Consider the following 24416-nt stretch of genomic DNA (forward strand, 5'->3'; position numbering starts at 1 on the left):
AAGGCTATTAGAAATGTTAGCATGGCCTTTGAATTGTAATTCATACCCTACCTTTGTAGCATGCAAAATTCGAAAAAAGACATACGCGCTCTAACCAAGGACCAACTCCGAGACTTTTTTGTCTCTAAGGGAGATAAGGCTTTTCGTGGTAATCAAGTCTATGAGTGGTTATGGGGAAAAGCTTGTTATTCTTTTGAAGATATGACCAATCTTTCAAAACAAACAAGACAGCTCTTAGATGAGAATTTTGTCATTAATCACATTCGAGTGGATCAAATGCAACGAAGTTCAGATGGTACCATTAAAAATGCCGTACAGCTTCATGATGGATTAATAGTAGAATCTGTACTTATTCCTACACCTTCAAGGACCACGGCCTGTGTATCTAGTCAAGTAGGATGTAGTTTAGATTGCAAATTTTGTGCTACTGCAAAACTCAAAAGGATGCGGAATTTAAATCCTGATGAGATTTATGATCAAGTAGTGGCAATAGACAATGAAAGCCGTTTGTATTTTGATCGCCCCCTTTCAAATATTGTATTTATGGGAATGGGTGAGCCGCTGATGAACTTTAATAATGTCCTTTTGGCTATTGATAAGATAACGGATCCAGAAGGTTTAGGGATGTCTCCTAAACGTATTACTGTTTCCACTTCGGGTGTTCCTAAAATGATTAGAAAATTAGCAGATGATCAGGTGAAGTTTAAATTGGCCGTTTCGCTACACTCAGCTATTGATGAGGTAAGAACTAGTATTATGCCATTTAATGCCACCTTTCCATTGAAAGATTTAAGAGAAGCCCTTGAATACTGGTACCAGAAAACAAAAAGTAGGATTACATATGAATATGTGGTGTGGAAGGGAATTAACGATCGACAAAAAGATGTGGACGCATTGGTGCAGTTTTGCAAATTCGCTCCTTCTAAAGTTAATTTGATCGAATACAATCCTATTGGCGATCAGATGTTTGAACAAGCAGAGGAAAGTGCAATTCAGATGTATCAAACTAATTTACAGCGCAATAATATAACTGTAACAGTGAGAAGATCAAGAGGAAAGGATATCGATGCAGCCTGTGGTCAATTAGCTAACAAAACAGCATAATTAAACTTTTCTAACAAAAAGTTAGTTTAAAAGGCAACTAATTTTTTTATCCACTTAATATAATATTATCTTTAAAACCTCAATGAAGGTAGTAGAACAAATTAAAGAGCCAATACGCCAAGAGATGGAACTTTTTGAACAGAAGTTCCACGATGCCATGTCTTCTAAAGTGGCGTTGCTCAACCGCATTACCTATTATATTGTTAACAGAAAAGGGAAGCAAATGCGTCCTATGTTTGTGTTTCTTGTTGCTAAAATGATATCAAAAGGAGAGGTAAACGAACGCACCTATAGAGGAGCTGCGGTTATAGAATTGATTCATACAGCTACACTTGTTCACGATGACGTGGTTGATGATAGTAATCGTCGCCGTGGTTTTTTCTCCATCAATGCATTATGGAAAAATAAGATTGCGGTATTGGTAGGTGATTATTTGTTATCCAAAGGATTATTACTTTCCATTGATAATGGTGATTTTGATTTGCTAAAGATCATCTCTGTTGCCGTAAGAGAAATGAGTGAAGGTGAGTTGTTGCAAATTGAAAAGGCCAGAAGACTTGATATCACCGAAGAGGTGTATTATGAAATCATACGCCAAAAAACCGCTACGCTAATTGCGGCATGTTGTAGCCTAGGAGCATGTTCTGTTGCACCAGAGTCCCAAGAGGTAGAGAAGATGAGGAAATTCGGCGAACTCATTGGAATGGCTTTTCAAGTAAAAGACGATTTGTTCGATTATACTGATGGACCTATTGGGAAACCTACAGGAATAGACATTAAGGAACAAAAAATGACGCTTCCCCTTATTTACGCTTTAAATCAAAGCGATAAAAGCGAGCGAAAATGGCTCATTAACTCTGTTAAAAGGCATAATAAAGATAAAAGGAGAGTTCGTGAGGTTATACAGTATGTGAAACAAAAAGGAGGCATGGAGTATGCGGAATCCAAGATGTTGGATTTTCAACAACAAGCCTTAGCCATACTAGAAGATTTTGAAGAATCCTCCTATAAAGCTTCGTTAAAACAAATGGTGAATTACGTGATTGAAAGAAAAAAATAGTATTTTCATTTACGTGGTACATTTCTACATCGTAATTTTAAAAATTAAAACTAGTTCAAATTGATTTCCAAAAGCACCATAGATAAAGTTTTTGAAGTCTCCCGAGTTGAGGAGGTTATTGGTGATTTTGTACAACTCAAAAAATCTGGATCTAATTTTAAAGGACTCAGTCCATTTACCGATGAGCGAACTCCCAGTTTTATGGTTTCTCCGGTAAAACAGATATGGAAAGATTTTAGTAGTGGGAAAGGAGGGAATGTAGTAGCTTTTGTGATGGAGCACGAACATTATACCTACCCTGAGGCTATCAGATATCTAGCTCGAAAATACAATATCGAAATAGAAGAGACCGAGCAAAGCGAAGAGTCAATAGAAAAGACCAACGAGCGAGAGAGTATGTATGTAGTCTCTGAGTTTGCTCAAGAGTATTTCCAAGATAATTTGAAAAATTCAGAGCTTGGGAAAGCTATTGGAGGCTCCTATTTTAAGGAACGTGGCTTTACCGAAAAAACTATAGAAACATTCAAACTTGGTTATAGTCTTGATCAGTGGGATGCTTTTACCAGGGCTGCCATGCTTAAGGGGTATAAGCTGGAGTTTTTGGAGAAGACAGGTTTAACGATTGTCAAGGATGAGCAGTCTTATGATAAAAAACGAATGTATGATCGTTTTAAAGGTCGTGTAATGTTTCCGATACATTCTTTGAGTGGTCGCGTACTAGGTTTTGGGGGGCGTATTTTAACTTCAGATAAAAAAGCAGCCAAGTATCTTAATTCACCAGAGAGTGATATCTACCATAAGAGCAAAGTTCTATATGGTATTTTTCAAGCTAAGCAGTCTATTGCAAAGGAGGATAATTGTTATTTGGTAGAAGGCTATACGGATGTGATTCAATTCCATCAAAATGGTGTTGAAAATGTCGTTTCCTCAAGTGGAACTGCATTGACCTCAGAACAAATTAGACTTATTCGTCGGTTGACTAAAAACATTACCGTTTTATTTGATGGGGATCAGGCTGGGATACGGGCATCAATTCGAGGAATCGACTTGATTTTAGAGCAAGGAATGAATGTTAAGATTTGCACTTTCCCTGAGGGTGAGGATCCTGATAGTTTTGCCAAGAGTCATAGCGAAGAAGAATTAAAACAGTTTCTAGAGGAAAATGCCACTGATTTTATACAGTTTAAAGCTTCTTTACTAGCTAAGGAAAGTCAAAATGATCCTATTCAAAAAGCTGAAACAATTCGAGATATCATCAATAGTATCTTTAAAATTCCAGATCGCATTCAGCAGGAAGTTTACATTCAGGAGTGTGCTAGGATTATGGATATTTCTGAAGAAGTACTCTACAGTACTTTGGCCCAAATGGGTCGAAAGGAGATTGCTGATGCAGATAGAGATTACCGCAAAAAACGACAAGAAGAAACCATGAATGTGGTGAAAACTCCACATGGTGGTGTTGGTCGCAAAGTGAATCTTCTTGATGAGCTGGAAAAAAACATTATAGCCATCTTGCTTTTCTACGGTGCTAAAGAAGAGCGGTTTAATGATACCGTATTACAGGAAAATGAAGAAGGGGAGGTTGTTGAACAAGAGGTTCAGCTTGATCAAAAGGTTTACGAAAAGATTTTTCTTGAGCTTCAGTCCGATGAAATTGAATTCAGCAATGAGGCATTCCATGAAATTTATACCAACCTTATAGATATCTACAACAGAGAAGGAGAGGTTCAAGTTGATAAATTCCAACAACTGTTGACTCAAGAACAGAGTAAGTTGGTAGTGGATATATTGATGAATGAAGAGAAATACAGCTTATCTAATTGGGAAAGTAAGGATATTTTAGTGAAAACCAAAGAGATGTCTATTGGATTGTTGGTCTTCCAAACAATCGCGATGTTACGCCTTAAATTACTCAATAATCTAGTAGATCAAGTGCACGCTGAGATTGGTGCAAACAATAATGCTACTGCTCAACAGCTTGAGGATATCAAAAATTACTGGGAGCTTCGTAAAATGCTTTCCTATAAATTTGGACTAGTCACCAATACAACATTCTATAATTAATTATTCTCCATTGAATTTTTTGTCTACCATGTGGGTTATGGACAATCAGATCAAAATTTTTAGAAACATCCCTGACTTTGTTACAATATTTCGATAAAACACCCCTTGCTTTATTACAAAAAACACTTTAAATATTTAGTAATAAGTAGTTTAGGGGTATTTTGCAATTGGTTAAATAATGGTGAGAGAACTAGGGTTCAAAATATTGGCCTGGTGGTTATTTATTTGTAGGATAATAACAATGAAATTTAGACTTTATCTAGTTAATATAAAGAATAAAAACAACTAACATTCTGTTTATAGTCTTGTGGATTATAGATTGTGATACGTCCGAACGATTGGAGATGTATTACTATATGAAAGGAGAGACCATCCTTTTAAGGATAGCCTCTTTCTATTTTTTATTCTGCATATTAACCCAATGCCTGTGTAAATTTTAAGATCAAGAAGACCTCAAAAAGTAAATGAGTTCCTTAAAACTATATCATTAACAATAGATTAAGATTACAATTCAAGCGGTTCTGTCATATATTCTTTCTGAGAATCCTCCAAGTCGAAAAGTTTTAAAATAGTCGGAGCAATTCCAGTGGTATATAGTTGTTCTTTAGACTTTATCTCACCCAATGGCTTTACATCTTTTCCGAAGGCTATAAACCAAACCTCTCTAGCACCTTCAATATCGCTCCCATGGCTTTTCCACTCTTTCAGAGGCTCTGTTCCTCTGCCATGATCAGTAGTCATTAGAATGGTTGTTTGTCCCTTATAAAATGGATCACTCTCTATAAACTCCCATAAATCTTTAAAGAAGGCATCAGTGTTTTGAGCTGAATTTAAATAAGCTGCATAATCACCTCCATGGGCAAAATCATCAGTTTCACCATAGGCAATGTGGACCAAATTTGGATGATATTTTTTCATAGTCTCTATCGCGTAGTGATGTGTAAAGGCATCCAAGCGAACACTTGACCAAGGGCTTGGTATTTGAGATTGTAATTCATTAAGGAATTTTTCCTTGTCTGTAAGATCCTCACCTTTCGCTGTTTCAAACCCCGCATTTACCGGTACGCCACTTCGCTGCTCGTTAATAATAAAAGGGAAGACATCCCAACTACCAAACGAAAAGACCTTATCCTTAAATTGAGGAACATTGTTTATTATTTCTAATACAGTGGTATTAACATTGTTTGTTTTGGAGTTGCTATTAATGCGCTCATCATCCGCTCTTCCGGTAAAAATCTCATTATACCCAGGATATGAAAATAACATATTATTTGTCAAGTCCACTTTGCTTCCTAAGACCCTATTGCCGTGTATCTGACCATTTTTAGCAATATAGCTCCAAACAAATGGCATTAAAACTTGCCTTCTTTCCTCTGGTGTATTACGCCAGAATTTCTCTTTAAGACTTTCATTACCACGATAGTCTTTGTTGGCTACTAATTTTTCATCAGCCCCAGAGAAAAGCTCTTGCCAACGTAGTCCGTCAAGGGTAATCAAAATTATTTTTTGATCTGTGTTTTGAGCCTTCAAAAACGGTCCAATACAGATTAGTATGAATAAAAATACACGTTTCATAGATTTGTTATTTGAATTAAATTTATCAATTTTAAGTTTATTATATTATTGTAGCCACCACGGGATTTGACGAATTCCATCATTTCCTGTTCCATACTGACTTTCTATAGCCTTTGCTACATTAGCCTGATTACGTAAATATTCGCTTTGAGGATACATCCATCTCGTTGGTGGAGTTGCATCTTGGTTATGTACAAATTCAGGATACCCTGTTCTTAAATGTTCGAAATACATTCTTGAACCTGATTGTAAAAATGAGGTGAAATACTTTTGAGTAATAATCATCTCAATTTTTTGTTCAAGGGTGATTGCGTTGGAGAAATTTACCATTGTTCCTGATAAGTAAGTGTCAGCGTCAGAGGATTTAACGTATTGATCTAAACCATCCTTTGCATAGGTGTTGTAGAACTCAAAATTTGCTCTTACGCCTTTTTCATAATGTGCATGAGCATCTCCATTTATCCATCCACGTACAATAGCTTCCGCCAACAAAAATTCAACCTCTGAATAACTCAATAGATTATGGGGTTCAGTAGTCGGATCAGTGGTGTAGCGGAGGTTTGGTTTAGAGATTTCTCCTGCCGCTGCTTGATCATTGATCTCCGCATATGGTGCCAAGGGGTTGCCGCCATTATACGCATCAAAATCATCTTTGGCTAAACCTGCCTCTAACGCATTGCGGGTTCTTCCACAAAAAATGAAAAGTCTAGGATCCTGATGTTCCTGGAGCATATCTATAAAGGTGCCATCCATATATAAACCTGATCCATATGAACTTTCGTTAAACTCAGTATATTGACTGCCTTCTTGATCGATAAATGTCAAGGCACCACTTTCAGAGTTAGATGCGATAATTGGCTGATTGTTTACTATGGAAGCGAATGTTGCTGCTACCTTGAAATCTGAATCTGAAGTTTTGTTTGACAAGGTCATTAAAACCCGTAGTCGAAAGGAATTAATAAGTTTTCTCCAGGCTAATGGATGACCATCATAAATGATATCCCCATTCATAATTTCATCAGTATGTGATAGAATATCGTTAGCCTCTTCTAATTCTTTTAGTATTCCCATAAATACTTTCTTTTGACTGTCGTATTCAGGTGTATATACTTCTTCGGTTTCTCCTTTTACAGCCTCACTATACGGTATATCGCCAAAACTTAGAGTTAGCTTATAAAAATAAAAAGCCTTAAAGAATTTAGCAACTGCCAAATAGGTTTCATTTTCAGTCCTTTCGGATTCTTCCATCATTTTGTTCACATCCCTAAGGCGGTTGTAATTGTCAAAACTTCCCCGTTGCCAGTTATAATATTGACCACTATTTTCACCATCTGTTTGTACAATCATTCTTGCGGCGTACAGGATACCCTTCCCTTCAACTGAAAATGCTTTATGCGACAGTTCGGTCAATAGGAGTTGAGGGTGAGTCTGCTCGACATTGTTAGGATTTTCATTGGTTTCTGAAAGATCAGTGCAAGAGGAAAAAAACAGTGCTATAATGGTGTTTAAACATATAAATATACGTCTCATTTCTGTTCGATTTGTTTTGTTTAAAATTTTAGGTTGAATCCAAGTCCTATATACCGTGAGGAAGGGTCTTGTAAATTATCGTCATTGCCAAAGTCAGGATCTATGATATCTGCCTTTTTAAGTACAAGTAAATTGTACCCATTTAATGTGATATCGGCATACTTAATGCTGTCTATGTTAAGTATATCTGTGATATTGTATTTAAAAGTAACGGATCTTAATTTCACAAATGTCCTATCAAATACGTTCGCAAATTTTTCACTTTCTTCTTCGGTAACTCGGGCCTGATAAGGGTAGTTTTGGCTCCAGGTTTGCCAACTTACCGCTGTGGTGTTAGGTGCAAAGGTTCGACTGTCAGAAATAATTTCGCCATTGACATCCTGAATTAACTCTCCACCAGTCACCACTACCCCAGGGTGCACATAAACAGGTTTACCTGCAGCATACTCAGCATCTCTATACTCAGTTGAATTAGGGTGTTTACCACCCCACCACATTTTTTCTACAGTTAATGAACGCATTAATCCTCCCCATGAACCATCTATTCCAATATCTAAACTCATGTTTTTATATTTAAAACTGTTTTGCAGGCCGAATACCCAACTTGGATCATGGTGGCCAATATTCTTTTTGTAATTGTCATGGATAGGCAATCCATTATTGTTTAAAATAAGAGCTCCTTCGGGAGATTTTTGCCATACATTAGCATAAAAGGCATCCGCACGGTCATTGAGCTTTAAGTCACCAAAACCTTCTTGTTTGTCATATATTTCAGTCAAACGATTCACTCTTCTACTCCAATTTACATTCGTGTTCCATTGGAAATTTTCACTTTGAAAAGGGATTGCCCCAAGTACGACTTCAACCCCATTGGTGGTGTACACATTTCCATTGACCTTTCTACTGTTAAAACCAGAAGCTTCCGAAATAGGTAAATCAATAATTTGATTACTGTCCTGAACATTATAATAAGTGACACCGGCTTTTATCCTTCCATTAATAAACGAGAGTTGAGTACCCAATTCATAAGAATCTGAACGAGCTGGTTCAATATCAGGGTTAATAATACCAGAAGGATATGTCAACTTAGGAGAGGAACCATAAATTCCGCTATTGTTGTAATAAGAAGTAATTTGATACGGATTTAGATCAGAGGAAACTTGTGCCCAAGAACCGTATAACTTTAGAAAATCAAACCAATCGGGAAGCTTGATATAATTGGAAGCAACAGTGCTTATTGATGCTGATGGATAAAAATAAGATCTGTTTTCCAAGGGTAGTGTAGAGGACCAGTCGTTACGCCCTGCAACGTTTAGAAACACAGCATCGAAGAGGTCAACACCTAATGTCGCGTAAATGCTTTGAGTGGCACGTTTATCAGTATGGGTAGTTGCTCTGAGGTTCCCTTGTGAGTTGTTCAAACTATATACATTGGGAACGATGAGTCCATCTGTGGCATTATACTCTTGTTGGTATTTGCGATAATATGAAGACGCTCCAAGATTGATATCAAAAGCAATATCCTCAGTTATCTTTCTGTCATAGGTGAGTAAGGCATCATAATCTACGGTTAAACGTTCACTATTCCACGTTTGAAAATCACCACGAGAGCGATCATAGTCCATATAGGATTTTGGTGTTTGCATATCCTGGTATAGATCACGAATTACTGCGGAACCTCTAACTTGAAAATTTAGATGGTCCGATATACTGTAATTAAGTTTTAATTGGCTATTTATTAAGTTCGCATCATGAACCTGGTTGAGTTCATGGGTAGCAAAGTATACGTTGTTATACCAAGCGTAATTCCAGTTTGCTTGTATATATCCTTCATCTCCAGGTCGGTACATATGTCTTTCTAAGTCATGTCCATTGACATCGTCACCCATCCAGATCAATATGGTATACATGTGATTCCTAGGCCCATAACCGTGTCGTGGGTAATTAGGAGAATACACTTTGTTATAGGCTAGCTTACTATCAAGCGTTAATCGATCGCTTAACTTGGTTGTTGATCTGAAACTTAAGCTTCCTGTCTTTAGGCTCGAATTGGGAACTCTTGATTTTTGATCGGAATACATCCCTGAGATTCTAAAAGAACCCTTTTCACCTCTATGAGCAATTGAAAAATCTGTAGTCATAACATGACCCTGTTCCAGATAGTTCCCTAAATTGTCATGATATTCCCATGGAGTTGGAACCCGAGAGTAACGGGAACGATCATTATATTGAGTACCCACTAAATCGCCCCACCATGGAATGGTTTCCCCAGTGACATTGTCATATATGGGACTATTCCATTGTGGGAGTTTTATTCCTGTTCCAAATTTTGGTCCCCAAATCATATCGCCATCGGAAGTACCCCCATCGCGTCCATCCCAAAACTCATATTTTCCGTTTGAGCCGTTCCCGTATTCGGTTTGAGTTTTCGGGAAGGCTGTAAAACCAGCGGTGTATAGCGTATTGTGGGATACAGTGATTTCCATGTCTTCTGAGGTAGCTGTTTTGGTGGTAATTAATACTGCACCATTTCGTCCACGTGATCCATATAGCGCAGAGGCAGTAGTCCCTTTAAGGACATTAATATCAGCGATATCACTAGGAGTAATATCGAAAAAGTTAGTCTCAACAGGAATCCCGTCAATGACAATTAGAGGAGTTTTTCCTCGCAAGGAAAATGTAGGTGCTTGAAATAATCCTGTAGGGTTGGTAACGGTAAGTCCTGCAACCTGACCTGTAAGTAAATTACCGACATTGGGAGCATTTACTTCTTCTATAGCAGCTAACTTCACTTCCTGAGTGGCGTAGCCTATTTTCTTTTCCTCACGCGTAATACCCAAGGCTGTGACCACTACTTGATCCAAGCTTTGAGCGTCTTCCTCCAATTCAATGGTCAAATTTGTTGTTTTTTGGGATATAGGAACTTCCTTTGAAATGAAGCCGACATAGGAAGCTATTAGAATTACATCATCACTGAATACTGTGATGTTGAATTCTCCATCAAAATTGGTTGCTACTCCGTTGTCCTTTCCTTTTTCGACTACACTCGCGCCCATAAGTGGTACGCCCATTGCATCTACTATTTTTCCGGAAATAACCACTTGTTGTTGCTGTAGTTTATCCTTCTTTACTAAAACCGTTTTATCTATAATATCATAATGGACCATTGCCTTTTGAGCTAAAACATCCATGATTGTTTTAATGGTGACATTATGGACATCTAATGAGAATGTACGAGTGTCCATAATAATGTCTTCGCTATAATTAAAATAGTAATCGGTTTTGTTTTCCAAACGGGAAAAAATAGTGTTTAACGTAGCATTTTCGATCGAAACACTTATATTTGAGTTGGTCGTGTCTCCACCATTTGCATAAGCAGCGGTCTGCATAAGGGCCAGTACGATCACAAATACTGATAGTGGTTTTAAAATATTAAATTTCATAGGGTTAAATGACTTTTTTTAAAGATTCGTTTAATACTGCCCGAACTTGTAGCAGCAGGTTCGGGCTTTTAATCAGTTAGATTTCGATACCTTTATTACATTAGAATTAATTTTTAGGTTATACTTGGTTATATAATTTAATTTAGAAATCACCTGCTCCACATTTTCTCCTTTTAAAATGGATACCCTTACCTTACTACTTTTTAGTGAGGTATCCTGAAATTGGAATGGGGTTCCAAAACGCAATTTCATAACAGTTGACAATTCACTTAAGGTGATGCTACCATAATCCATATTTTGGTTCATCCAATTAGAATAAAGTTGTGCATTTACCCTTTGCTTGTTCAAACCTATCTCTTTAGTAAATAAGGCTTGTTCATTAGCAATAAGGGATAAACTCTGTTGTTTTGAACTTACCATTACTTTTCCTGATGCCACGGTGATATTTATTGAAGAATCCTGTTTGGAAACATTGAAAGTGGTACCTAAAACCCGGGTTGTAATACCATCAGAAATCACCGAAAAGGGCCTGTCCTCATCATGGGCTACTTTAAAAAAAGCGCTTCCTTTTTTTAATTCCACCGTGCGGGAATTATCACCAAATTGTTGAGGATAAATTAGGGTTGTATATGGACTCAAGTAGACGGTGCTACCATCACTCAATTTTAAGGAGTCCTGAGTCATACTTGTTTTAATACTTAGGTTTTCACTATTGAATGTTGTGGATGATGGCCAGAAAAGGAGGCATAAACAAGCCGCAATAGACGCCATAGCCATAAGAGCAATATGGCTTCTCCTTTGCTTTTTTCTTTGGAGCTCGGGTAATTTTTTTTCAATACCTCCAAAGAGTTGTTTTTGTTTTTTATTACTTAGCAAAGGGGTGGGCCCGTTTTGCTGTAGCTGGTCAAAAAACTGTTCTATCCTTTTGGTTTCACCATCGCTGGTTTTCCCTAGTTGGTATTTCTCCAATAAAGCCAAAAATTCTTCTCTATTCAAAATCAAGTCCTTTTAAGGTAAGTGTCAAAAATGTATATGTACACTTAAGCTCAAAATGCGGTTTAACGATTCGGTAAAATAGAAGGGAAGAAATTTACTTTATAGAAAGATTGAGATAACAATAATGATCAAATAAAGGGATTCATCCATTTGTGATCGAAGCTGCTTTAATGCATGACTAATGTGAGTTTCAACAGTTCGTATTGAAATTTTGAGCTGAGTAGCTATTTCTGCATTTGTTTTATGTTGAAATCGGCTCAACACAAAAACCTCCCTGCACCTTATAGGGAGTGCAGTAATTTTTGTATTGATTTCTTCTTCAAATTCTTGGTATTCTAGAGTGTTCTCAATTGTACTCCCTTCGGAAAGGGAACTCAAAGTTTCTGGTGAAATACTCTGGAAATTGAGACGGTTAACATGTTTGGAAACTTGATACTTAATTGCCTTAAACAAATAAGCTTCTAAATTCAGAATTACCACATGTTCCCTATTTTCCCAAAGGGAAACAAAGAGGTCTTGAACACAATCATCGCATAGATCAGAATCTTGATAAATTTTGTATGCATAGAAGTAGAGCCGTTTCCAATAGCGATTAAAAATAACTTTAAATGACTGGCTGTCATTTTGTTTAATTCGTAGAAGTAATTCATCGTCTGCTAAGTCGAACGTATTCATAACTATAGGTCTGGTGGTTGACTAGGCAAAGTAAATGAACAGAAATGTTCTAATATTCATGAGGGGTTTAAGTTTATGTTAACAAAAGGAGTGTTTACATAACCCTTGTTTTTTAAAGGGATTCGGAAGAGTTTAGCTTATGTTATCGAAAAATTAAACTGCAAACTCTTGACATAAATTTAAAAATAACTTACATTACGAAATGTTAAATATTAAGCGGCCATTGGAATTAAGTTTAGGATTTGAGCATGATTGATCAAGCGTAGGGCCAGGATAAGTCCTAAAAATACAACCCCCTCCAATTACAAGTTTTAGCTGTAAAGCTTTTATAATCCGAATAACAACGCCCCCTTCTACAAAACTGTAAGACGAAACAGTAAGTACTTAGAAATCATAAATTTATTTTTTTCGAAATATATCAGTTTACAGTAAGGTAAATTACGGTTAACCCCAATTTAATAAGTATCAATAGAAACAGTCGTAGTTTTGCACCGAAATTTATTATGGAAATCCTCAATACCACGGCGTATGTAAGAAAACGAAAAATAATTCCGATACCATCTTAAATCAAAACCGCAATTGCTGCGAACAATTGCGGTAGATAAAATTAAGCATTGTGCAATCAATTACTTAACATTTATGTATTTTAAAATTAATCAAAAAAAGCCAAAAAATATAATCTTTGGATTATCTGCGATTCTCCTATGTCAAACGGGCTTTGCCATAGGCGCAGAAGAGAGTAGAAATGAAGTTTATATAGCTGCTCAAACAAATCAGCAACAACCCATAAGTGGAACTGTTACTGACGACACCGGAATTCCTCTACTTGGCGCCTCTGTTGCTATTAAAGGAACAAGCACAGGTGTTACCACAGATTTCGATGGAAAGTTTACCATTGAGGCCAGACAAGGTGATGTTCTTCAAGTTACATACGTTGGATTCGAAACTTATGAGGTTACCATTGACGATCAAAGTGTCTTAACGATTCAAATGAGTGCTAACACTTCTGTTTTGGATGAGGTTGTAGTTGTAGGGTATGGTACCCAACGAAAAGGGAACCTAACTGGAGCAGTAGGTAATATTGATGCTGAAGATATCGCCTTACGTCCAGCACCAGATGTTACAAGTGCACTGCAAGGTTTACTTCCAGGATTAAATATTCAAATGAACTCTGGGGACCCTACAGCAACTCCAGATATAAACATTCGTGGATTTAATTCCATAAATGGAGGATCTCCATTGGTATTAATTGATGGTATCGAAGGAGATATTACCAATCTTAACCCTCAAGATATTGAAAGTATTTCTGTTCTTAAAGATGCCGCCTCTGCTGCTATTTATGGTGCAAGGGGAGCATTTGGGGTTATCATTATAACGACCAAAACAGGTAAGTCTGGGGATTTAGTGATTAACTATACCAATAACTTTAGTTATACTACTCCTGCCACAAGAAAAGATTTTATTTCCGATCCTTACCTATATGGAAAAACCGTGGACGCCGCCATTTACGGTTATAATGGGACAACTTACACAGGTTATAATGAGCAAGATTGGAATACCATCAAAGGTGTTGCTAACGGAAGTATTGCCCCTCATCATCAGTTGCAACCAGATGGAAGTTATAAGTTTTTCTACAAGACTGATTGGTACGACTATTTGTTTAAAAAATGGCAACCTTCTAGTATGCACAGTATTTCAGTCTCTGGAGGAAGTGAAAAGCTAAAAGCATACCTTTCAGGAAGAATCTACGAGCGTGAGACAATCAATAATATTCAAGATTCAGAAACCTCCAGAAACAATTTAAAGTCCACCATTACTTTTAAAGCCAATGATTGGCTGGAGTTATCAAATAACATTCTATTTAGTCATGAGCAAAGTAAAGAATACGGTGGCTATAGAACTGGATATGGTGGATTATTCAGCACTACCACTTGGTATGACTTAATGGCTTTCTATCCCAATTTTATCGATGGTGTTCCAACTGAAGTTGGCCGTGGAGGTACAGGTGGCCAAGGGGGCGCTGCTGCGATGGAAGCTGGTGGAAACTGGCTAAATTATGACACCGAAGAATTCACCAATACCTTTGGCGCGAAATTAACGCCCTTGGATAATCTGGTGATTAACCTTAATTATAGTAATAGATTTACCAATACTGCGAATACATATCGTTACAATGAATTTGATTACCTAAGTACGGATAAACTAACACCGACTACTGCAGGACTCAATCGTCTAACAGAATATCGTTGGAAAGATAAATACAAGGTACTTAACCTCTATGGTACCTATAGGTTGGATTTAGCCGATTCTCATAACTTCAAATTAATGTTAGGATATAACCAAGAAGAATTTGACAGAGATCGCGTTTCAGCACAACAGGGTGGATTGCTTGTCCCTGATCTAGCTAATCTTTCCTTAGGTACAGAAATAATGGGAGCGAACGGATCTGCACTACTATGGTCTGTTCAGGGCTATTATGGCCGTTTTAATTATGATTATAAAAATAAATACCTATTGGAGGTTAACGCCCGATACGATGGGTCTTCACGCTTTCCCTCTGATAGTAGATGGGGATTTTTCCCATCAGTATCAGCAGGTTGGCAAGTCAATAGAGAGTCATTTTGGGAGCCTATAGAGGATATCGTTAGCTCATTTAAGCTAAGAGCGTCTTACGGGCAATTAGGTAACCAAAGTGTCGGTGTAAATACCTTCCAACAAATTATGAATGCCGGTAGATCATCATGGCTTGATAACGGAGAACGAATTAACTACGTCAGTGCACCAGGATCACTTCCAAGAGTAGTGAGTTGGGAGACCACCTCTACTCTAGATTTTGGAGTCGATATAGGATTCTTAGACAACAAGCTTACCGCCACATTTGATTGGTATGAAAAGAATACGGAAGATATGTACCTTCCAGGGGAGCCCTTGCCAGCAGTATTCGGTGCTTCTGAGCCTAGGGAGAACTTAGCTTCTTTGAGAACAAGAGGTTTTGAACTAGGTATCGGTTATCAAGACTCCTTTAATGTAGGGGGACATCCATTAACGATAAATGCCAGTGCAAGTGTGACCAACTTCAAGGGAATTATTACCAAATACAAAAACCCAGAAGGGTTGATGAGTACCTATTGGGAAGGTCAAGAATTAGGTCAGATTTGGGGTTACCATGTCGATGGACAATTCCAATCAGACGAAGAAGCGTTGGCTTACCAAAATTCATTTGAAAATCCAAGTAATAGCCTTGGAAATGTCTACAACTTTATTTTGAACATCGCTCAGAATAACCAGTGGAATAAGTTAAGAGCAGGTGATATCAAATATGTAGACGTAGATGGAGATGGTAGAATAGACAAAGGAAACTATACTCTTGAAGACCATGGAGATTTGCGTCCAATTGGAAACGCTATGCCTAAGTTTCCTTTTGGATTTAATATTAGTGCAAATTGGAATCGCCTAGATCTTTCCATAGCAGGAGCAGGGGTAGGGAAACAAAATTGGTATCCCACAGGTGATATCTATTGGGGTACTTACCAACGTCCTTACCTTTCATTACTTAGAAAAGATTTGGTAAGCCAAGCATGGACTCCAGAGGGACGAGGAAGATTTCCGCAAATCGATCGGGGATACGCCTCTTTAGGGACAGGTCGTTCTTTATATGAGATGAATGACTATTATCTAGAGAATGTTGGGTTTTTGAGAATTAAAAACATTACCCTAGGTTATACCCTTCCACAAGAAGTCACTCGAAAATTCCATGTAGAACGTCTACGAATATATTTCAGTGGAGAAAACCTAATTACATGGCGTTTTGGAGATCTTTCCAGATACATAGACCCAGAAGCTGCCGGTTCTGCCATTGACTATTCCAACCCAGGTGATGCGGTAGGAAGAGCAGATCTGAGATCATATCCAATAGGGAAAACCTTTTCACTAGGCCTTAATGTTACACTTTAAAACGATAACAAAATCAATATGAATACGAAGTTTTTATTCAGTTTTTTAATAGTGTCAAGCTTGTTTATAAGCTGTGATGACGATATTCTTGACCTTCCGCCAGAGGATCAACTCACGACAGATCAATTTTTTAACACTGCCAAAGACTTGGAGGTTGCTACTAACGATTTCTACACCATGTTGCCTACAACGGGGACCTATACAGATGATTCTTCATCTGATAACATTATGTCCTTGACGCCAGCGGCTCGAATTAGAGGCGGTCGAATAGTGCCTACAGAGCGTGGTAGTGGTGGATGGAACTGGTCTCGACTAAGAGATATAAACTTTTTTCTTCAGCATTACAAACAGGTTGAAAGTCTTGATGCCCAAAAACATTATGGAGGAATAGCTCGTTTTTTTAGGGCCTATTTTTATTTTGATAAAGTAATGCGATTTGGTGATGTGCCATGGTATGGTGAAGTTCTTGAGGCAGGAGATGAGGGACTCTACAAAGCAAGAGACTCACGAGTGCTAGTGATGGATTCCATTATGGCTGACATCGACTATGCAATTGAGAATATTCCAGCTGAAGTTGAATTAAATAGGATTACTAAATACACCGCACAAATTCTTAAAGCCAGAATTGCACTCTTTGAAGGAACCTTTAGAAAGTATCACGGAATAAGTGGAGGTGAGGACTTCTTAGAAGAAGCTGCTAATACTGCAGAAGACCTGATGAGCTCTGGAGCTTACAGTTTGTATACAGTGGGAGGACCTGATGAGGCTTATAGAGGGTTATTCTCTCGTAATAATCAGGATGCTGTTGAAACCATTCTTGCTAGGGATTTTGATCAAGAATTGGAAACGCACAATTTGGGATATTTGATGACCGCTCCTACTATGGGAGGTTGGGGAATGATGAAGGATGCAGCGAATAGTTATTTGATGGCAGACGGTACACCTTTTACAGATATTGCTGGTTATCAAACCATGGGATTCTATGATGAGATGCAAAACAGAGATCCAAGATTAACACAGACCACAGCTGGTCCTGGGTTTACAGTACTTGGATCAGATGATCCAGAACCAGTTTCTTTAGAGTCTTCTACAACAGGATACAGAATTATCAAAGCGCTCCCAGATAGAAGCCAATGGAGTTCTGCTTATTTTGATGTGATTATTTTTCGTTATGCTGAAGCCTTACTTATCTATGCGGAGGCCAAAGCAGAACTCGGGAACCTCACACAAAGTGATTTAGATATCAGCATTAATTTACTTCGCGATCGTGTTGGTATGCCTCATCTAAATATGGCACAGGCCAATGCCAATCCTGATCCCTATCAAGAATCTTTTTATAAAAATGTGGATCAAGGAGCAAACAAAGGTGTTATTCTTGAGATTAGAAGAGAACGAAGGATAGAGCTGTTTAATGAAGGTCTTAGATGGGAAGATCTCATGCGATGGAAAGAAGGGAAGAAACTTGAACAGCCCATGTTAGGGATTTATTTTCCAAGTTTAGGAGCACATGATTTTGACAATGACGGCATAGCAGATGTGTACTTGCACCAAGGGGATCCTTCTGGGGCTCCAGAGGGTATAACGACTTTTATAAATGTGCTTCAACGGCCACTTACCCAAGGGACTTCTGGAAATATGGATCCTTTTAGCGATGGAGGGGAATTTGATGAGGCGAAAGATTATTATTATCCAATACCTATTGAAGATCTACAATTAAACAAACAATTAGAACAGAATCCTAAATGGGAACATTAAGAATTACGCCTCTACTTTTAGGGGTAGGGTTAGGGTGTGTGTTATTCCTGCATAGCTGCAGGAATAACAACCGCTCCACACCTAAAGAGGATCAAACCGGTAAAATCCAGACCACCAAAATCAGTTCAGAAAAGGAGCCTTTAGAAGTAGGATTTGCTATTAGTTTAACTAAGATCACAAAGGATACCCTATTGTTGGCAAAGGAGGCTGGCATTGATCATATAGAAGTTTCAGGCTTAGGTATGTTTGTAGATAAGGATCGGAATTTTAGGAAAACCGATCAAGAAATTATTGAAAAACTAAACCAAGTTAAAGCAGCAGCCGATAGTGCAGGGATTAACATATGGTCGATTCACATGCCATTTGGATCTAAGATCGACCTTTCTATTACTGATGAAAGTCAGCGTGAAGAAGTTGTTCAGATGCATCAAAGGTTACTGCGTCACCTAAGGATATTAGCTCCCGAAGTAGTGCTTTTCCATCCGAGTTACTATTTAGGACTACAGCAAAGAGAAGAGCGGGAAAACCAACTCATTGCATCCTCTTCAACACTAGTGAAGGATGTTCAAAACATCGGAGCTATGATGGTTATTGAAAATATGCTAGGGCCTGAACTGTTGGTGGATCAAGATAGAGAACGACCCTTAATGCGAAGTGTTGAAGAATCAGTGGAGATATTTTCTAAATTACCTAAATCCATTGGATTGGCTGTGGACACCAACCATATTCTTCATGCCGAGGAACTCATTTTAGCCTTAGGTGATCGATTAAAAACACTTCATATTGCCGATGGAACTGGACAGGCAGAAAATCATTGGTTTCCATGTGATAATAAAGGAAAAAATAATTGGGATAAGGTTCTCTCGGCCCTAGAACAAGTGAACTACCAAGGCCCATTTATGTATGAGAGCCAGGCAAAAGAATTGCAGCAGTATAATGCTTGTTATAAGGAGCTGTATGCTCATTATAAAGAGCAGAAAGGCTAATAATAAATTAAATAAGCCATCGCGATGCACCGTAAAACCATACGACTCCTTTTATTTATTCAGTTGTTAAGTTTGATAACTTTTGGGCAAGACAAACAGCTAACATATTACCCTGCGACTGACTTTGGGATTCGCGGGCAAGCTAAGGAAATAGCTTCCCAAGGCTTTACGAGAATTGATTCTGTATACCATAAGAACTTATCAGAATCCTTGCAAAATCTATCTAAAAACACCGCTGGATTGTATGTGGAATTTCAAACTAATTCAAGTTTTATTGATTTGAAATGGGAATTGGAAACCTATAAGGTTTTACCGAACATGACACCATTAGCAGTTAATGGATTTGATTTGTATGGATTAAAGGATAATCGCTGGCAGTATGTTGCTTCAGCACCACCTAGGGGCCAGACAAATAAGGTTCGTGTAATCAAAAACTTGAGGTCTTCTTCACAGCGATTTAGACTTTATTTCCCTTTGTATTCACAGGTTAAAACATTGCTTATAGGCATTGATGAAAAGGCAGATATTGCAGCTACTGAACTTATAGAAGCTAGACCAAAGATCCTAATTTACGGATCTAGCATTACCCAAGGAGCGTCGGCCTCCCGTCCTGGGATGGCCTTTGCATCGATATTAGGTAGGTCACTGGATGCTGAGGTTTACAACTTTGGTTTTAGTGGATCGGGAAAAATGGAATCTGAAATGGCCGAAATCCTTCAAAAGGTTAAAGCGGATGTTATTATTTTGGATTGTGTACCCAATCCTTCCCCTGAACAAATTTCTCAGCGGACGATTCCATTTGTAGAACTACTACGTAAAAGACAACCCAATGTTCCGATTTTGATGGTTGAGAGTGTATTTAGGGAAGCAGGGAACTGGGATGAAAAACTTGGGCAAAGAGTACGGAATCAGAATAATGCGTTCCATAACAGTTATGAGCAGCTTCTTAAAAAAGGGTATGTGCAATTATATTACATCGAAAGTGATCAGCTTATCGGAAGTGATCACCAGGCGACCACTGATGGTGTTCATTTTTCAGATTTAGGACACTATCGAATGGCTAAGACTTTAGAAAAGCAATTAAGAACAATACTACATACGACAAAGTAGTAAGTAGAAACTAAAATAAAAAAAATGACAAATTTAAAAATTACATTAAGACTATTATGGTGTTCCTTGCTATGTGCAGGTACTTTAGTAGGACAAGAAACTAAAGAGAGGAACACCAAGATACAACTTCCAGATATCCCTGGTTATATCACACTAAAAGCAGATTTTCACTTGCATACTGTTTTTTCAGACGGTCATGTCTGGCCAAGCTTTAGAGTAAGAGAAGCACAACGCGATGGACTCGATGTTATTTCACTTACCGAACACATAGACTATGAAGGTTTCCCAGATCAAATTCAGTACGATAGAGAAGCCGGTTTTGAGATTGCTAAAAAGCGGGCAGAAAAAACAGATGTACTAGTGATCAGAGGTGTAGAGATATCTCCTAGAGTACCGCCATATCACAACAATGCATTATTCCTTACCAATGTGGATAATCTGCCATATGATTATATGAAGGATACTCAATCCACCTTTGTGATGAAGGACAATATAAAGAAAAAAGAGCTGATGGCTCCGTTTTTAGAAGTAGAAAAGCAAGGAGGCTTTGTTTTCTACAATCACCCATCTTATAACTGGTGGGATAAAAAGGATAAGGAACTCTTTACCGATATTCATAAGGAGCTACTCTCTAAAGGAATTTTGGGAGGTGTTGAAGTGGTCAATTCTGGGCGCTATAATCTGATAGGACATAGGATGGCTGAAAAATACAATCTTACTCTTATCGGAAATTCTGATGCGCATTATGAAATTGAAGGTTCATTTAAAACGCATCGTCCTATGACGTTGGTTTTTGCAAAACAGAAGACGGAAGCTTCCATAAAAGATGCGCTTTTAAACAGGCGTACGATGGTTTATTTTGATAATTTACTGGTTGGGAGAAAACCCGAGGCTGAACCTTTTTTTCAAAATGCAGTAAGCGTTACTACCGAGAAAATAACAACGGGTAAAGCGCCAAGACTTAAGGTAAGTATTACCAATAATTCAGATATCCCTTTTGACTTAACATGTACAACGGATTATATTGCAACCAATATGCCATTGGGAAAGATAAAAGTGCCCGCTAAAGAAACTGCTTCTTTTGTTCTTTTTCCAGTTTGGGAATATCCCGAAAAATTACATATCAAAACCACTGTGGAGAATATTTTGATATCCCCAGAAGAGGTTCTTAAAACAGAGTTAATCGTTGATATAGAATGATTTGAATATTCAAATTACTATCTTTAAAAATTAAAAATAAAGGTGAAAAATAAAATTTGTCTATATGCTTAAATATATTTTACTAGGATTGTTTTTAAATTTTGGAGCCTTCACTACTCTCCAAGGACAAAATGAGGCTTCAGAAGTAAATAAAATTGCAAATGCTCCATGGGAAAGTGAAGAGGTATCTGAGGAAATCGTGTGGAAATATCATCAATTTGAAGATTTGTTTAATTCTAGACAAAGCATAACCGTATTTGAAGTGGACCTTTCTAAAGAAACTATAGAAGTGGCATTGCCACATGTAGAATCTGGATTTGTATCCACGAGTGAATTTGGGGAACAAGTTGGTGCAATTGCGGCTATTAATGGCTCGTTTTTTAATACCAAAACTGGTGGATCCACCGTTTTTTTAAAGGAAAACGATAGCATCTACGCAAAAACGGGTGAAAAGTTTACATCTTACAGAGAAAATGCTGGTTTTGCCATTAGTCAACATGGAGATATTTCTGTGATAAAATGCCCAGATCAAGGATGGGAGTCTCTAGTGGAGCATTCTTCAATTCTGGCCTCGGGCCCATTATTATTGGATAGGGATCAAATGGTGGATCAAAAAGATCAGGCCTTTAATACCAACCGTCATCCTCGTACCGCCATCGGAATTACAAAAGACAATAGGCTAATTGCAGTGGTTGTCGACGGAAGAAATACCAATGCTCATGGCGTTAGTATTAAGGAGCTTTCCATCATTATGAAAGCCTTGGGATGTACAGATGCTATGAATTTAGATGGTGGTGGCTCATCCACAGCTTGGGTGAAAGGTCATGGCGTAGTGAACTATCCCAGTGATAACAAAAAATTTGATCACAAGGGAGAGCGTGCCGTAGCGAATGCTCTTTGTTTCAAGTTAAAAAATTAGATGCCGCCCCAAGTAGCATATTTACATATATTATTGAAATCACAGAAGTAAAAACGGGTATTTAGTAAACTCAGCTACTTCTGTGATTTGTTTTATAAACCTAAAATTATTCGAACTGTTGAGAAAGTTTGTTAACACGAATCTGATATTCTTCTATAGCTTCTCTAACCATATCCACATTATCAGAAGCCTTTTGATGTGCATCTTCCATGACTTTTTCCAACTTAGAATCAGGTTGAGAAAACAAGTCTGTGATAACATGATTTATTTTGTCAATGCAACTTTCTTGCGAATTTTTTATATCCTCTAGCTTGTTTAAAATTTTTCGCATGTGCTCTAATTTTTCCTCACTCATAATATTAAAGTTTTGATTTGTAACAAAATACGAAAAATTATTGAGTTCTCTTTGGTGCTAGGGTAAAGTCAACTATTTGAAATTTCTTAACTTTGAGCGATTTCCCGTAACTTCACGGGAATTTTTATACTTAATTTACCCATGCAAACACCTAAGAAAGTAGGGATAACTGGAAGTGGACTTGTCGGTAGTTTATTGGCTATCTATTTAAAAAGACAAGGTCACCATGTCGATGTTTATGATAGGAGGCCTGATATTCGCAATATGGAATTCTCTGGAAGATCCATCAACTTAGCAGTATCCACAAGAGGATGGAAGGCTTTGGAGTATGTAGGGATCAGAGAAGACATCCAAGCATTAGCCATACCTATGGACAAGCGTGCAATTCATGTTCAAGGTAAACCTGTGTATTATCAATACTACGGTAAAGAAGGAGAAGCTATTTACTCCATTTCAAGGGGAGTTCTCAATAAGAAAATGATTGATTTGGCTGAACAAGCTGGTGCCAATTTTATATTTAATTCTAAGGTGTGGGATGTATCACTATCTGAAGCAATATTATATACTGGAGGTAGCGAAAAAGAATCATGGGAACCGCAGGAGTACGATTTAATTTTTGGTGCAGATGGTGCCTTTTCCAGGATCCGACATAAGATGCAACGTAGTAGCATGTTCAATTACAGTCAAAAGTTTTTGAAAACCGGATATAAAGAATTGTCCATACCTGCAGGGGCAGGTAACACCCATAAAATGGATAAAAATTCACTTCACATTTGGCCAAGAGGTGAGTTTATGCTCATTGCTCTTCCTAATTTAGATGGTAGTTTTACCTGTACCTTGTTTATGCCATACCATGGAGCCTGCTCGTTTGAGCAATTGGATACGGAATCAAAGGTTACTGAATTTTTCAAAGCCCATTTTGATGATGTCATAAAGGATATGCCTGAATTACTTACAGAGTTTTTTAAAAATCCCACAAGCTCCCTTGTGACTATTAAGTGCGAGCCTTGGACAAGTTTTGATAAGGTGGCATTAATTGGAGATGCTGCGCACGCTATAGTCCCTTTTTACGGTCAGGGAATGAATGTAGGATTTGAAGATATTACCGTGTTGAATCAATTCATAGAGAAACATGGTGACAATTGGAAAGCCATATTTGAGAATTATCAAAGCGAGCGCAAACCAAATGCTGATGCTGTAGCAGAACTTAGTTATCGAAATTTTATAGAAATGAGCTCCAAAACTGCGGATGAGAAATTTATATTAAGAAAGAATATTGAAAAACGATTTGCAGCTAAGTATCCAGATAAGTGGATGCCTTTATATAGCAGGGTTACCTTCTCAACAGATCCTTATTCCCATGCATTAGAACAAGGTGATTTTCAGAAATCGATCATGGATAAGGTTATGGAAATGGATGACATTGAGCAAATATGGGATAGTCAAGAAGTTGAAAATAAAATACTTCAGGAGCTTCAGACGAAGTAACATAGCACGTATCAATTTTGTCAACTGTCCGAATTTGGTCGATTGCTAAACTAGAATCATCCGAGTTTTTGAAAGCCTGACAAAATCAGAAATTGAAAATTGTAAAGCAGTGATAAAAGAAACCTTTGTTGACTAAAAAATAAAGTTTGATGCTTAACCATCCAACTACTAATAGGTACTGTGTTAAAAAACAAGTTTTTTG

General features: G+C 37.7%; 16 protein-coding genes. 10 read left to right on the forward strand and 6 right to left on the reverse strand.

The window, feature by feature from the left end:
* Positions 1-60: 60 nt before the first annotated feature.
* The 3 genes from rlmN to dnaG all read left to right on the forward strand — a co-directional run bounded on the left by rlmN (position 61) and on the right by dnaG (position 4228).
* Positions 61-1104 carry a 23S rRNA (adenine(2503)-C(2))-methyltransferase RlmN gene (rlmN, locus tag I215_RS12655; protein ID WP_008992372.1) on the forward strand — a complete coding sequence of 348 codons (1044 nt, stop codon included), beginning with the start codon at positions 61-63 and terminating at the stop codon, positions 1102-1104.
* 82 nt (positions 1105-1186) lie between these two features.
* Positions 1187-2164 carry a polyprenyl synthetase family protein gene (locus I215_RS12660; protein ID WP_008992373.1) on the forward strand — a complete coding sequence of 326 codons (978 nt, stop codon included), beginning with the start codon at positions 1187-1189 and terminating at the stop codon, positions 2162-2164.
* Between the two features lie 60 nt (positions 2165-2224).
* Complete coding sequence (dnaG, locus tag I215_RS12665; RefSeq protein ID WP_008992374.1) at positions 2225-4228, forward strand: DNA primase; 2004 nt, start codon at positions 2225-2227, stop codon at positions 4226-4228.
* 504 nt (positions 4229-4732) lie between these two features.
* On the opposite strand, the gene I215_RS12670 is transcribed toward dnaG, so the two are convergent.
* The 5 genes from I215_RS12670 to I215_RS12690 all read right to left on the reverse strand — a co-directional run bounded on the left by I215_RS12670 (position 4733) and on the right by I215_RS12690 (position 12447).
* On the reverse strand, positions 4733-5803 hold the full coding sequence (locus I215_RS12670) for an alkaline phosphatase family protein (RefSeq protein WP_008992375.1): 1071 nt from the start codon (positions 5801-5803) through the stop codon (positions 4733-4735).
* A 45-nt stretch (positions 5804-5848) separates the two neighbouring features.
* Positions 5849-7333 carry a SusD/RagB family nutrient-binding outer membrane lipoprotein gene (locus I215_RS12675; protein ID WP_008992376.1) on the reverse strand — a complete coding sequence of 495 codons (1485 nt, stop codon included), beginning with the start codon at positions 7331-7333 and terminating at the stop codon, positions 5849-5851.
* Between the two features lie 20 nt (positions 7334-7353).
* Entirely contained in the window at positions 7354-10776 is a 3423-nt protein-coding gene (locus I215_RS12680; RefSeq protein WP_008992377.1) for a SusC/RagA family TonB-linked outer membrane protein, read from the reverse strand.
* Between the two features lie 72 nt (positions 10777-10848).
* A complete protein-coding gene (locus tag I215_RS12685; protein ID WP_040460395.1) occupies positions 10849-11772 on the reverse strand; it encodes a FecR family protein in 924 nt (307 codons plus the stop codon).
* Positions 11773-11871: 99 nt separating this feature from the next.
* Positions 11872-12447 (reverse strand): RNA polymerase sigma factor, encoded by a 576-nt coding sequence (locus I215_RS12690; protein ID WP_008992379.1) that lies wholly within the window; start codon positions 12445-12447, stop codon positions 11872-11874.
* Positions 12448-13086: 639 nt separating this feature from the next.
* On the opposite strand from I215_RS12690, the gene I215_RS12695 reads away from it, so the two are divergent.
* The 6 genes from I215_RS12695 (at position 13087) to I215_RS12720 (ending at position 22371) form a co-directional block, all read left to right on the forward strand.
* A complete protein-coding gene (locus tag I215_RS12695; protein ID WP_008992380.1) occupies positions 13087-16401 on the forward strand; it encodes a SusC/RagA family TonB-linked outer membrane protein in 3315 nt (1104 codons plus the stop codon).
* Between the two features lie 18 nt (positions 16402-16419).
* Positions 16420-18156: a RagB/SusD family nutrient uptake outer membrane protein gene (locus I215_RS12700; RefSeq protein WP_008992381.1), complete on the forward strand. Its 1737-nt coding sequence runs from the start codon at positions 16420-16422 to the stop codon at positions 18154-18156.
* Positions 18144-19142, forward strand: a complete 999-nt coding sequence (locus I215_RS12705; protein ID WP_008992382.1) for a sugar phosphate isomerase/epimerase family protein — start codon at positions 18144-18146, stop codon at positions 19140-19142. The genes I215_RS12700 and I215_RS12705 overlap by 13 nt, the downstream gene beginning before the upstream one ends.
* 24 nt (positions 19143-19166) lie before the next feature.
* Positions 19167-20252, forward strand: coding sequence for an SGNH/GDSL hydrolase family protein (locus I215_RS12710; RefSeq protein WP_008992383.1), 1086 nt, complete (start codon positions 19167-19169; stop codon positions 20250-20252).
* Positions 20253-20276: 24 nt separating this feature from the next.
* Positions 20277-21452, forward strand: coding sequence for an Sb-PDE family phosphodiesterase (locus I215_RS12715; RefSeq protein ID WP_008992384.1), 1176 nt, complete (start codon positions 20277-20279; stop codon positions 21450-21452).
* 64 nt (positions 21453-21516) lie between these two features.
* The gene (locus tag I215_RS12720) at positions 21517-22371 is read left to right on the forward strand and encodes a phosphodiester glycosidase family protein (RefSeq protein ID WP_008992385.1); all 855 of its coding nucleotides are present in this window, start codon (positions 21517-21519) and stop codon (positions 22369-22371) included.
* A gap of 106 nt (positions 22372-22477) precedes the next feature.
* On the opposite strand, the gene I215_RS12725 is transcribed toward I215_RS12720, so the two are convergent.
* A complete protein-coding gene (locus I215_RS12725; protein WP_008992386.1) occupies positions 22478-22726 on the reverse strand; it encodes a hypothetical protein in 249 nt (82 codons plus the stop codon).
* Positions 22727-22867: 141 nt separating this feature from the next.
* On the opposite strand from I215_RS12725, the gene I215_RS12730 reads away from it, so the two are divergent.
* Complete coding sequence (locus I215_RS12730) at positions 22868-24214, forward strand: FAD-dependent oxidoreductase (protein WP_008992387.1); 1347 nt, start codon at positions 22868-22870, stop codon at positions 24212-24214.
* The last annotated feature ends 202 nt before the right edge of the window (positions 24215-24416 follow it).

It is taken from the genome of Galbibacter marinus (assembly GCF_000300875.1).
Taxonomy (GTDB): domain Bacteria; phylum Bacteroidota; class Bacteroidia; order Flavobacteriales; family Flavobacteriaceae; genus Galbibacter; species Galbibacter marinus.

Coding starts and splice junctions, on each gene's coding strand:
- I215_RS12680 (WP_008992377.1), bottom strand. CDS start 10,776: ATGAAATTTAATATTTTAAAACCACTATCAGTATTTGTGATCGTACTG.
- I215_RS12715 (WP_008992384.1), top strand. CDS start 20,277: ATGACAAATTTAAAAATTACATTAAGACTATTATGGTGTTCCTTGCTA.
- I215_RS12670 (WP_008992375.1), bottom strand. CDS start 5,803: ATGAAACGTGTATTTTTATTCATACTAATCTGTATTGGACCGTTTTTG.
- I215_RS12695 (WP_008992380.1), top strand. CDS start 13,087: ATGTATTTTAAAATTAATCAAAAAAAGCCAAAAAATATAATCTTTGGA.
- I215_RS12720 (WP_008992385.1), top strand. CDS start 21,517: ATGCTTAAATATATTTTACTAGGATTGTTTTTAAATTTTGGAGCCTTC.
- I215_RS12700 (WP_008992381.1), top strand. CDS start 16,420: ATGAATACGAAGTTTTTATTCAGTTTTTTAATAGTGTCAAGCTTGTTT.
- I215_RS12705 (WP_008992382.1), top strand. CDS start 18,144: ATGGGAACATTAAGAATTACGCCTCTACTTTTAGGGGTAGGGTTAGGG.
- I215_RS12690 (WP_008992379.1), bottom strand. CDS start 12,447: ATGAATACGTTCGACTTAGCAGACGATGAATTACTTCTACGAATTAAA.
- I215_RS12710 (WP_008992383.1), top strand. CDS start 19,167: ATGCACCGTAAAACCATACGACTCCTTTTATTTATTCAGTTGTTAAGT.
- I215_RS12725 (WP_008992386.1), bottom strand. CDS start 22,726: ATGAGTGAGGAAAAATTAGAGCACATGCGAAAAATTTTAAACAAGCTA.
- I215_RS12675 (WP_008992376.1), bottom strand. CDS start 7,333: ATGAGACGTATATTTATATGTTTAAACACCATTATAGCACTGTTTTTT.
- rlmN (WP_008992372.1), top strand. CDS start 61: ATGCAAAATTCGAAAAAAGACATACGCGCTCTAACCAAGGACCAACTC.
- I215_RS12730 (WP_008992387.1), top strand. CDS start 22,868: ATGCAAACACCTAAGAAAGTAGGGATAACTGGAAGTGGACTTGTCGGT.
- I215_RS12660 (WP_008992373.1), top strand. CDS start 1,187: ATGAAGGTAGTAGAACAAATTAAAGAGCCAATACGCCAAGAGATGGAA.